At 37.5% G+C, this 12178-nt stretch carries 12 protein-coding genes; all 12 read left to right on the forward strand.

Annotated features, from left to right (window positions below):
- Window positions 1–109: IS3 family transposase (locus tag PZE06_RS08655; RefSeq protein ID WP_275791668.1), on the forward strand; the 109-nt coding region annotated here is incomplete at its 5' end.
- Window positions 110–241: 132 nt separating this feature from the next.
- Window positions 242–613: a hypothetical protein gene (locus tag PZE06_RS08660; protein WP_150915305.1), complete on the forward strand. Its 372-nt coding sequence runs from the start codon at window positions 242–244 to the stop codon at window positions 611–613.
- A gap of 244 nt (window positions 614–857) precedes the next feature.
- Window positions 858–1796, forward strand: coding sequence for a hypothetical protein (locus PZE06_RS08665; RefSeq protein ID WP_150915306.1), 939 nt, complete (start codon window positions 858–860; stop codon window positions 1794–1796).
- A 168-nt stretch (window positions 1797–1964) separates the two neighbouring features.
- The gene (locus tag PZE06_RS08670; protein WP_275791666.1) at window positions 1965–2246 is read left to right on the forward strand and encodes a hypothetical protein; all 282 of its coding nucleotides are present in this window, start codon (window positions 1965–1967) and stop codon (window positions 2244–2246) included.
- A gap of 649 nt (window positions 2247–2895) precedes the next feature.
- On the forward strand, window positions 2896–4026 hold the full coding sequence (gene mltG / locus PZE06_RS08675) for an endolytic transglycosylase MltG (protein ID WP_137743863.1): 1131 nt from the start codon (window positions 2896–2898) through the stop codon (window positions 4024–4026).
- A 351-nt stretch (window positions 4027–4377) separates the two neighbouring features.
- A complete protein-coding gene (locus PZE06_RS08680; RefSeq protein WP_150915389.1) occupies window positions 4378–5013 on the forward strand; it encodes an O-methyltransferase in 636 nt (211 codons plus the stop codon).
- A 5-nt stretch (window positions 5014–5018) separates the two neighbouring features.
- Window positions 5019–5948 carry a peptidase U32 family protein gene (locus tag PZE06_RS08685; RefSeq protein WP_150915307.1) on the forward strand — a complete coding sequence of 310 codons (930 nt, stop codon included), beginning with the start codon at window positions 5019–5021 and terminating at the stop codon, window positions 5946–5948.
- 504 nt (window positions 5949–6452) lie between these two features.
- The gene (locus tag PZE06_RS08690; protein WP_150915308.1) at window positions 6453–7724 is read left to right on the forward strand and encodes a peptidase U32 family protein; all 1272 of its coding nucleotides are present in this window, start codon (window positions 6453–6455) and stop codon (window positions 7722–7724) included.
- Window positions 7725–7728: 4 nt separating this feature from the next.
- Window positions 7729–8361, forward strand: a complete 633-nt coding sequence (gene udk, locus PZE06_RS08695; protein ID WP_150915309.1) for a uridine kinase — start codon at window positions 7729–7731, stop codon at window positions 8359–8361.
- A gap of 402 nt (window positions 8362–8763) precedes the next feature.
- Complete coding sequence (gene greA / locus PZE06_RS08700; RefSeq protein ID WP_150915310.1) at window positions 8764–9240, forward strand: transcription elongation factor GreA; 477 nt, start codon at window positions 8764–8766, stop codon at window positions 9238–9240.
- Between the two features lie 214 nt (window positions 9241–9454).
- Entirely contained in the window at window positions 9455–11230 is a 1776-nt protein-coding gene (locus PZE06_RS08705; RefSeq protein ID WP_150915311.1) for a peptidoglycan D,D-transpeptidase FtsI family protein, read from the forward strand.
- A 181-nt stretch (window positions 11231–11411) separates the two neighbouring features.
- Complete coding sequence (locus PZE06_RS08710; RefSeq protein WP_150915312.1) at window positions 11412–12056, forward strand: YrrS family protein; 645 nt, start codon at window positions 11412–11414, stop codon at window positions 12054–12056.
- Window positions 12057–12178 lie beyond the last annotated feature (122 nt).

The raw sequence follows: 12178 nt of genomic DNA on the forward strand, positions 1-12178 counted from the left end.
AGAGTTTACAGACTATGTACACTGGTTTAACCACCTACGTATCCATGGTACTTTAGATTATTTAAGTCCAGTGGAATACAAACTTACACACCTTAAGAAAACTGTCTAGTTTAGTGTTGACAATCCAAAGACTTAATTTTAATATTGACGGTTGTTTGAAAATTTTGGATTATTGAATACATTTTCAAGTGATAATTTTAGCAAGCAAAGATGTAAATAAAAATTTTAGGATGGTAAAGAGATGTTAAAAGTGATCGGATTTCTAGGGTTAACTATCTATTTTATAGTATTTCTTGCGTTTATTAGGCTTGATAAGAGAAACAAGGACTTTAAAAACAATCAATTAATTAATATAGGTAAGTCATATAAAATGATAGTCGAAACAGATGAATATGGTGAAAATTTACTTGTAAAAAAAGTTAAGTTGTTTAAAGGTGAAAGAGAAATTGATTCAGAAATTACTCAATATAAGGAATTTGTTTTTTCTTGTTTCTTTAAAGGGGAAGAAGGATTTTATATTTACAATAAAGTTTCGGGAAAACTACATCACACAAAAGATATAAATGAGCTGTCTGAACACCCCAAAAAAATGTTCCATAAATATTTAATGTGAAATGGGTGTAAAGGTTTTTACTACACTTTACGAGTATATTTTTGATAATTAAGGGAGAGATACTATAATTCTGCAAATAATTATCCACTGATGAATGTCGATCCCGGCTTTTGCTATTCCTGCTGCGTATGGAGTTCATTAGTTTGCTACACTATTACAACTCATGATGCAATTTAAAGTCATATCCGCTTTTGGAAACGATTAAATGTGGTTATCAGGTGCTACACTCCTTTTTGGAGGTTTAATGATGCTTCAATTATATCCCATTCATGAATTTAGAAAATCATATCGTCTAACCATCTCACATAACAAACGTTTAGTTGCTCGAAGTTCCTCTACGAAAGTTTTTATACATGATATGAATACTTTTGAAACCATGGTGGAATTAAAGTTTTCTCATCCAGCGGTAATCAAATTTACAAAAGATGATAATTACTTCTTAATAAAGGGGACAACCGGTACTATTGGAGTGTATAGTACAAAAGATTATCAATTATTAAAAAAGCTAAAAACAACCAAATCTATGCAACAGTTAGAAACCGAATTTAGTCTGACAAAGGATCATCACACGATACTCGATGTTGTAAAAATCAACGGCAACCAACAAATAGTCTCAATAAATATGATTAACGGGAAGAAAAAAGCACTGACAGACTTTACGTTCAAAGATCATGCTATAAAATTTAACCAGTTGGTTACAAAAGCTGGAGTGCATTTTTTTACTTTAGATTATTATGATGTAAACACAGGGTTTCTTGAAAATAAATTAATAAAGATAAAAGAACGGAACGAAAATTACCTCATTGAAATAGAAAATAACCTTAATCGTTTTAAGTGGGATGCCATCGTCTATAATCATGACATGGATAAGTATTTGTTGTTGTGCAATGATGCTTTATTAATGATTGACTCAGGCTTTCGTTACGTCATAAAACAAGTAGATGTGTCCAAACTTTTTTCAAAAGAAGAGCTTGATTACTTAAGTTATATAAGCCTATCGGAAAATGGTGATTTTATTATTGTCACATATAGTAACAAAGTTCTGATCTTAGATTTTGCTACATTAGAATTAATATATGAGGAGACATTTCCTTATGCATGTTTTGCTGAGTTTTGTAATAAAGATAAGCACATCATCATTGGAACTTGGGAAAAAGGCCATCTTTTTAAGACTAATTTATAGTATATAAATACGTTACACTTATTGTAGATGAAAAGTATCATAATCCCATATGAATTTATTTCTAATTGGTCTTGTTGTTTATAAACCTCGAAAATATGGAAGGACAAAGATCGATTCCGTTTTGTGTTAATAATACCTTGTGTGCATCTTGAGACTTAGGAGAATATAATGACAACATTTTTTTCTACACTATTGCTTTTTATTTTTTTGTATTTGGTTGTATTCAAATTCATTGATAGATATTTGCGTTTACAATTGCTTGTTTCCGCATTATCTGTTTTAAAAATGTATGATCTGGAGTTGAAATTATATTCGGACAGAACGGGAAAAGCGAGAAAGGCTTTAGTCCGAATAAGAGGTATATTCGGACAGAACGGGAAAAGCGAGAAAGGCTTTAGTCCGAATAAGAGGTATATTCGGACAGAACGGGAAAAGCGAGAAAGGCTTTAGTCCGAATAAGAAGTATATTCGGACAGAACGAGAAAAGCGAGAAAGGCTTCAGTCCGAATAAGAGGTGTATTCGACCGGAACAAATGAGGTCTGCAAGAGTTTAATTCGAGTAACAGCGCCAATATAAAACAAATTGGCAGAAACCAACGCCATTTGCTTTTTCCCTCGACAGAACAGCGGACAGCATGGAAAAAAAGACCGCTGAAAACTTTTTCAGTAGCCTCAGCAAAAGCGACGAGGATACTTTGCGAACGCCCCTAGGAAAGCAAGAGCCTGAAGCGTAAATCAATGATTTTTACCGCAACTTCTTTTTAAAAAATAAGAAAAAATTCAAGGCTCTCGATGTTTTTTGCGAGTCTGAAAGCTGGCAAGTGCCAGCTTTCTTTTGTGAGAGGGAATTTATAGGAAGATGAATAACGACGCCATCAGTTCAAAACTCTACAATATACTCCGCTGTAATGCTACTTGAGTCATATTCTTCACAGTGATTGTTGCAAAAGTGCTCGATTTTCTTGATCTTCCATGATGCAAATATGCTGTTTTTATGTCTTTTATTGCGAATTTAATAAAAAAAATATAGTATAATAATGCGAGATGATTGGCTAGTAGAGGAAATGATATCCATTTTCTTTTATTTGGGGGGAAACCGATGGCATCAGATGAAAAAAAATCAAAGAAAGAATATATGCGTGAAAAAATGATAGAGCGTCAGCAAGAAGCGAAAGTCGTACGAAAAATCGTATTTATCATATCGAGCGTATTATTTTTACTTATCGGAGGAACATTAACAGGTGGTTATTTTTACATAAAAAATGCATTGCAGCCTGTTGATCCGGATAGTAAAACAGAGAAAAAAGTCGAAATTCCTATTGGATCTTCTGTTACAGGAATTTCGCAAATATTAGAGGAAAATGGCATTATAAAAGATGCGAAAGTATTTAAATATTATGTGAAATTTAAGAATGAATCAGAATTTATGGCAGGAGAATATTCAATGACACCGGCCATGACATTTCCCGAAATCATTGAAAGCTTAAAGACAGGAAAAATAGAAGAAGAGGTTGTCTTTAAAATTACCATTCCTGAAGGAAAACAATTGAGTGAGATTGCAACAATTATTGGTGAGAAGACAGATCACGATGTGGATGAGGTGTTTGCTCAATTAAATGATGAGGCATTTATAAATAAGATGATGCAATTATACCCTAACCTCTTAACGAATGAGATTTTTAATGAAAATATCAAATATCCTTTAGAAGGATATTTATTCCCAGCTACCTACCCTTATTATAAGGAAGATCCTTCAATAGAGGAGATTGTCACGGTGATGTTGGCGAAGTCTGAAGAAGTAATTGAACAATATACTGGTCCAATGGCAGAAATGGAATATACACCGCACCAATTATTAACAATGGCATCATTGATTGAGGAAGAGGCAACTGAGCAAGTAGAAAGAGATCAAATTGCGAGTGTTTTTTACAATCGTATGGATATTGACATGCCTTTACAAACAGATCCGACGGTCTTATATGCGCTTGGAGAGCATAAAGACAGGGTTTTGTATGAGGATCTAGAAGTAAATGATCCTTATAACACATATAAGAATAAAGGTTTAACTCCTGGACCAATTGCTAACGCTGGAGTTTCTTCAATTGAAGCTGCATTATATCCAGCGGAAACAGACTTCCTGTACTTCTTAGCGACAGGAGCTGGAGATGTACTGTTCTCCAAGACATTGGATGAACATAATCGCAAAAAAGCGGAACATATCACGAATTAATATCGTACAGTTTATATTTTAGGAAAAATAGGTTCTCTTACAAGTGAGGCAAAGAACCCATACATGGCTTCATAAAGGCTGGAATGTGCATGTGCATTCCAGTCTTTTTTCGTAATATTAATCATTTTTCTAGACTATTATCGATTATTGTGATATTAAAACATATATGCTAAAATAGAAAAAGTGTTTTATAGGACAGCCGATAGCGTGTATCACAGAAAAGCTCGATTCTCTTTGATGGCTTAGCCAGTATCCTGCGAATCTACTCTGTGGACGCTATTTTTTCATGTCTATAGATATGTACCTTCCGTTTTATTGCATGGAAACGGGAGAACCGAGGTGAAACAATCGATGCATGGAGAAATAGAGCAATACATTGAACAGATGATTCCAAAAAGAACAGAGCTTTTTCAACAAATGGAAAAATTAGCTCTGCAACAGCAAGTGCCCATTATGGAGCCGACTGGAATTGAAGCGCTTCTACAAATATTGCGAATTCAAAAGCCAGCCTCTATTTTGGAAGTTGGAGCAGCTATTGGTTATTCCGCTTTAAGGATGGCCGATGCTCTTCCCAATGCAACAATCGTTACTATTGAACGAGACGAAGAGCGTTATTCGCAAGCGGAGAGTTTTTTTGAGCAGGCGGGTAAACAAGATCAAATTTACTTAATTAAAGGAGATGCGTTAGAAGTTGAAGCTGAGGTTAAGCGCTTTGCGCCGTTTGATGCGATCTTTATTGATGCGGCAAAAGGGCAGTATAGACGATTCTTTGAAATGTATTCTTCCTATTTATCGAAGGATGGAATCATGATTACTGATAATGTCTTATTTAAAGGGCTTGTGTGTGATCCTCATATTGAAAATCGACGTATTCGAAGCTTAGTGAGAAAAATTCACGAGTTTAATGAATGGCTGATGGGACATTCTCAATATGATACGGTTATTATACCTGTTGGAGATGGCGTTGCGATAAGTAAAAAGAGGTGAAAAAGTTGAAAAAACCTGAATTATTAGTGACACCAAAGAGTGTTGACGATATATCTTCATTGTCTGATGCAGGTGCAGATGCATTTGTCATCGGAGAAGAGCGTTATGGCTTAAGACTTGCTGGTGAATTCTCAAAAGATGACATTATGAAAGCGACGGAATCCGCCCATGCAGAAGGGAAAAAGGTATACGTTGCTGTTAATGCGATCTTTCATAATGAAAAGATCGATGAACTTTATGATTATCTGAGATTTCTCAATGATGCTAAAGTAGATGCAGTGATTTTTGGCGATCCCGCTGTTTTAATGATTGCCAGAGAAGTTGCTCCTGAGCTCAAGCTGCATTGGAGCACGGAAACAACTGGAACGAATTGGTACCATTGTAATTATTGGGGAAAAAAAGGGGCTAAGCGTGCAGTATTAGCGAAAGAAATTAATTTAGATTCGGTTATTGAAATCAAAGAGCATGCAGAGGTTGAAATTGAAGTTCAGATTCATGGCATGACTGCAATGTTTCAATCAAAGCGCTCCTTGCTGGGAAATTATTTTGAGTACCAAGGAAAAGCACTTGAAATTGAAAACCGTAAAGAAAATAAAAATATGTTTTTGCACGATAAAGAGCGTGAAAGCAAATATCCAATTTTTGAGGATTCCAATGGGACGCATATTATGAGTCCAAATGATATTTGTATGATTGATGAATTGCAAGAGCTAATAGAAGCAGAAATTGATTCTTTTAAAATAGACGGGATTTTAAAAAGCTCTGAATATATTGAGGCAGTAACAGCCCTTTATCGAAAAGCAATTGACCTTTGTGCAAACGATCCCGATCAATATGAAGACGAAAAAGATGAATTATTAGCTGAGATAGAAAAAATCCAACCACCAAACCGCAAACTCGATACCGGCTTCTACTTTAAAGAAACCGTGTATTAAAAGAAAAGCGGAGAGCGCTTGCCCATCGGCGACAAGCATAAGACAGGCTGGCAGGGAGGTTGTTATTTAACCTCCTTGACAGAATGGCTTATGACCTCGAGCCGATAGCGCTCGGAGCTGGACAAAGAAAAGCGGAAGCGGCTCGTTCATCTCCGTACAAACTGGAAGGACAGCGACTGAGATAAAGGAAAACCGAGAGCGAAAGCGAACCGAGTTTGACTTATCGTAGGGAGGTGGCCAGAAGTTTGCAAGGAGATAGCCGCTGAAGCTAGACAAAGAAAAGCGGAAGCGGCTCGTTCATCTCCGTACAAACTGGAAGGACAGCGACTGAGATAAAGGAAAACCGAGGAGCGAAAGCGAACCGAGTTTGACTTATCGTAGGGAGGCAACCGGAAGTCCAATAGGCGTTAGGGGACTGGAGCTGAATAGAGAAAAGCGGAAGCAGCTTGAATTTTATATAAAAGGGATAATAAGTTAGTTTTAAAATAAAAAGGAGGTTCACGGATGACCACGACAATGCGAGAACGTATTTCAGAAATTGTGGACGGAAAGCGTGTTATTGTGAAAAAGCCGGAATTGCTCGCACCAGCGGGGAATCTTGAAAAATTAAAAATTGCTGTCCACTATGGTGCGGATGCAGTTTTTATTGGTGGTCAAGAGTACGGATTGCGCTCAAATGCAGGGAATTTCACATTTGCAGAAATGAAGGAAGGCGTGGAGTTTGCCAAAAAATATGGGGCAAAAATCTACGTAACCACCAATATATTTGCTCATAATGAAAACATAGATGGTTTAGAAGAGTATATTCTTGGTCTAAAAGATGCTGGGATTGCTGGGATTATCGTTGCTGACCCCCTCATAATTGAAACTTGTCGTAGACTAGCGCCAGAAATAGAAGTGCACTTAAGTACACAACAGTCACTTTCAAACTGGAAAGCAGTTCAGTTTTGGAAGGAAGAAGGCTTGGAGCGTGTAGTACTTGCCCGTGAAACAAGTGCAGAAGAAATTGAACTAATGAAAGAGAAAGTCGATATCGAAATTGAGACGTTTATTCACGGGGCAATGTGCATCGCTTATTCCGGCCGTTGTACATTAAGTAATCATATGACGGCACGTGATTCGAATCGAGGCGGCTGCTGTCAATCTTGCCGTTGGGATTACGATTTATATGATCTGCAAGGAGATAGCGAGGTATCTTTATTTTCTGAAGGAGATGCACCGTTTGCAATGAGTCCTAAGGATTTAAAGTTAATTGAATCAATCCCACGGATGATCGAAATAGGCATTGATAGCTTGAAAATTGAAGGAAGAATGAAATCGATTCACTATGTTGCGACCGTTGTTAGTGTATATCGAAAAGTGATAGATGCTTATTGTGCTGATCCAGACAACTTTAAGATTAAGCGTGAATGGCTCGAAGAACTTGATAAATGTGCTAATCGTGATACAGCGCCTGCATTTTTTGAAGGAATTCCAGGGTATAAAGAGCAAATGTTTGGAAACCATAGCAAGAAGACGAAATTTGACTTTGTTGGACTCGTGCTTGATTATGATCCGGAAACGAAAATGGTCACATTGCAGCAGCGTAACCATTTCAAGCCGGGTCAAGAAGTAGAGTTCTTCGGACCAGAAATAAATAATTTTACGCACGTCATCGATAAGATTTGGGACGAGGATGGAAATGAGTTAGATGCGGCTCGTCATCCACTACAAATTGTGAAATTTAAAGTGAACCAACCCGTTTACCCGAACAACATGATGCGAAAGGAGCTTTAGGAGGATGCGCAAGCCTGTTGTCATTGGTGTAACCGGAGGGTCCGGTTCAGGAAAAACAAGTGTTACCCGCTCGATTTATAATCGTTTTAAAGGACATTCCATTTTAATGATTGAGCAAGATTCTTATTATAAGGACCAGTCTCATCTTCCTTTTGAGGAGCGCTTAAAAACGAATTATGATCATCCGCTGGCTTTTGATAATGATTTACTATTTGAACATATTCAAACTCTGCAAAATTATCAATCGATTGAAAAGCCTGTATACGATTATGCACTCCATACCCGCTCTGAAGAGGTGGTAGTAGTTGAGCCTAGGGATGTTATTATCTTAGAAGGAATACTTGTATTAGAGGATGAACGATTAAGAAGTATTATGGATATTAAGCTTTATGTTGATACTGATGCAGATATTCGCATCATACGTCGTTTATCTCGTGATATTAAAGAGCGTGGTCGGACATTAGATTCTGTCATTGATCAATATGTAAATGTTGTTCGACCAATGCATAATCAGTTTATTGAGCCGACGAAGCGCTATGCTGATATTATTATTCCTGAAGGTGGACATAACCATGTGGCGATTGACTTGATGGTCACAAAGATTCAAACAATTCTTGAACAAAAATCAATTTTATGACACAATAGGCAGTAAATAAGAAAAACGGTTTCAAAAAATAGCACGGAGAGACTGGAGCGTTTTGTCTCTTACAGGCTATCATGGAAAAGGTCATTTTTTCTTATTCTAAACAAGGAGAATGGTTTCTTACACCTTAACTGCGCGCCCTGAAAAAATAAGGGCGCGCTCCTATGCATTTCACGAATAGGGTGTACGCTTGTTACATATAGTATTTTTTAACTGAGAAGGGAGATATCTACTCGTTAAAGAATACGAATAGAACCAAGGGCATTACACCCATCAATTTGTATGGGAGTGGTTTTTGTCCCTTTTTGATAAGTGGAACAATACCATTGCTCGAGATAAAAATATAAACATACACAATCTATATGGGGGTTGTGAAACTAGAAGGAGTGAAGGATTTTGGCTACAGAGAAAGTATTCCCGATGACATTAGCGGGAAAGGAAAAATTACAACAGGAATTAGAACATCTTAAATCAGTAAAGAGAAAAGAAGTGGTTGAAAGAATAAAGATTGCCCGTAGCTTCGGTGATTTATCTGAGAACTCTGAGTATGACTCCGCAAAAGAAGAGCAAGCATTTGTTGAAGGTAGAATTACAACCATTGAAAATATGATCCGCAATGCAAAAATTATTGAAGAAGATGAGTTAAGTGGTGATGTTGTGACGCTAGGTCGTTCAGTAACATTTGTAGAACTGCCGGATGGGGAAGAGGAAACATATACAATTGTTGGAAGTGCAGAAGCAGATCCATTTGAAGGGAAAATCTCTAATGATTCTCCGATTGCCAAAAGCTTATTAGGTAAAAAAGTCGATGATGAAGTAACGGTGCAAACCCCAGGTGGAGAAATGAACGTACGTATTACAAAAATTAAATAATAGGTTATATTAAACAATACTAATTGAGAAAACAGCTTTTTGCTCATTCCATGAAACAATCAGAGAGAAAATGAGCCAAAAATCAATACTGATATATAATTTCAAAGACAAATAATGAAAATTTATGGGATATTGTCCCTAATTTACGCAAATTACCTCTTTCGGTGGTTTGAAACGAAAACACCTCGTCAAAACTCTTGATGAGGTGTTTTTTATGTGGAGAAAAAGAATAATCGTTATGATTGTGATCATAATTTGTTCACTAACTGTGTTAATGGGCAGACTTGTTCAGTTGCAGCTCGCTTCAACAGAACATTTTTCCAAGCGTCAAGTAAATTTGATTGCGGCGAGCGTGAAGCAACGTTCACAAGAAATGATTATTGATAATGGAAGAGGAAGCTTTCTTGACCGGAATGGGGAGTATTTAGTCCATAAAAAGATGCCCGTTCTCATTCTCTTTCCGTTTTTAAAGAATATGACGTGGGATGTAGAAAGGGTAGCAGAAATTATGGAAGTTTCAGCAACCGCACTGCAACAGGCAATTGAAGAAGCGAAGGAACCGATAGCATTTGGCAACCCTGAAATTGTTACGTTAACTGATAAGCAAATGAGCGAAATTAATCGCCTTGAAATACCTGGTGTTTTTGCTGTGGAAAAAAAATATTCTTTAACAGATTATCCGGCTGAACAATTAATTGGAATAACAGGGCAAAATCCCGATACAATTAAAAAGAGATATCCAGATAAGGAACTGCCATTAAATACGCTCGTTGGCTTGACGGGTTTGGAAAAAAGCTTCGACGAATTTCTTCTTCCGGACGGCGAGTCAAAACTGGTCTATCATGTTGATGGTATCGGTGGACCATTGTTCGGAATTAATGTGAAATATGTTGAGCCGGCGAATCCGTTTTATCCTGTCAATGTGAAGACAACGTTGGACAAGAAGATGCAAGAGCTTGCCGAGGAGCTTGTCGATCAACATCAGATTAAAAGAGGGGGACTTGTACTTCTTGATATTGAAACCAATTCGATTCTCGCTCTTGTTTCGAGGCCGAATATTAACAAAAAGGCTCCATTTGAAGAAGAGGGTATTCATAATATGATGGTCAGTCAGCATATTCCAGGCTCCGTTTTTAAAACAGTTGTTGCGGCAGCAGCTATTGAGCGTGACCTTGATGATCCTACTAGGGAGTTTGATTGCGATAAAACGATCATGGGAAAAGAGGATCCGAATTATCAGCATGGCATGCTTAATTTTACAGAAAGCTTCGCTTTAAGCTGCAATAACACGTTTGGAACATTAGCAAAGGAATTGAAGGAGCTGGACGAGGGACTAATTGAAGATTATGCTAAAAAGCTATCTCTCATCGGTCCTGTTAGCTGGCAAGGAGATATTTATCATTTCGAGGATTTCAGACAAATTGCCGAGGAGGATAAAGGTCGAATTTTTTTAGATGAGTCTGCAAAAAAAGATGATAATTTTGTTGCGATGACTGGAATTGGACAACATGAAGTGAGGGTTACGCCGCTTGCAGTAGCTAATATGATGGCCACAATCGCTAGAGGAGGAAAGGGAGAAATGGTAAGAGTAGCTACAGGGATTGAATACCGGAATGGAACTTCCCTGCTACCATTTGAGGAAAAATCACTAGAGGATGCAGCTATTTCACCATATACGGCAATGAAACTACAAAAGCTCCTTCGTGAAGTTGTAGTGAATGAGGAGGGAACGGGAAGGGGGTTGCAAGGTCTTCCTTATGATGTTGCTGGCAAGTCAGGTACGGCGGAAACGGGAATTATCGATGGAGATAGGCAATTGTTAAACAAGTGGTTTGCCGGCTATTTTCCATTTGAACAACCGAAATACGCACTGGTTGCTGTTAATTTAGGTGTAGATGATTCAGGAGGCTCTGTTACCCCACTTTTCGCAGATATGGTGAAGGGTTTATACGAACTAGATCATCATGTGAATGAGGAGTCTGTTGAGTAGAAATAAAAGGATGCATTTTGAGGCTAGTTTCTCAATGAATAAAGGATTGGTGCTGATCTGAACGATAGTATCATCTTATCTAGGTGGTATATCCCTTCAAGTTTTTACGGAGACATGATAGAATGTTGTCATCCTTAAAAGTGAAAGTAGATTGATTGTGGCTTGGGGAGGGCAATAACGAATGAATAATGAATATGATAGCTCGCGATATCAGCGACGTACAAAAGAAAGAAAAAAGAATGTCATACTGAATAGTTTAATAGGTATCGTATTAATATTAATCATCCTTGTTTCTTACTACATTTTTTTCGGGAATAGGGATGAGGAAAATACGCAACAACAACAAGAAATTGAAACAGAAGAGCAGGCGGAGACTGAGGAATCACCAGAAGAAGCCGAAAAGGAATCAACAGTTGATGAGACTGAACCGAATGTAGATGCTGAAGAAGAGAAGACAAAAGAAGAGGTGGAACAATCCCCTCCTAATGACGAAGAAGAGATCGTCACAGAGGGTGGAAGTGATTCAAATGTGATTCGTACGATTGTAAACCCAAGCTGGGAACCTGTTGGAACTGTACAAACAGGGGTACATGTTAATCAATATGATGGAATTGACTGGGATGAGATGGTAAAAGCCATTCATTATGCGACGGGGCTAGCAGAAAATAATATGACGATTCATTTTTTAGGGAATAATGGACCGAATAAATCTGTCGGAACGGTTTATTCAAAAAACAAAGCAGAAATCTACCGCGTTTACATAGAATGGGTTGATGGCAAGGGCTGGAAACCGACGAAGGTAGAGGAATTGGCAGAAATTAGATAAATATAGTGAAATGAATGAAAGGAACAATGGAGCAGTGGATGATTGAATTTCTCAATCATTAGCTGCTCTATTTTTTATTTCTTTTATCGTCTGGCAAACTCCATGAAGTCAAGTAAGAATGG

The sequence above is a fragment of the Robertmurraya sp. DFI.2.37 genome (genome assembly GCF_029211245.1).
GTDB lineage: Bacteria > Bacillota > Bacilli > Bacillales > Cytobacillaceae > Robertmurraya > Robertmurraya methanolica_A.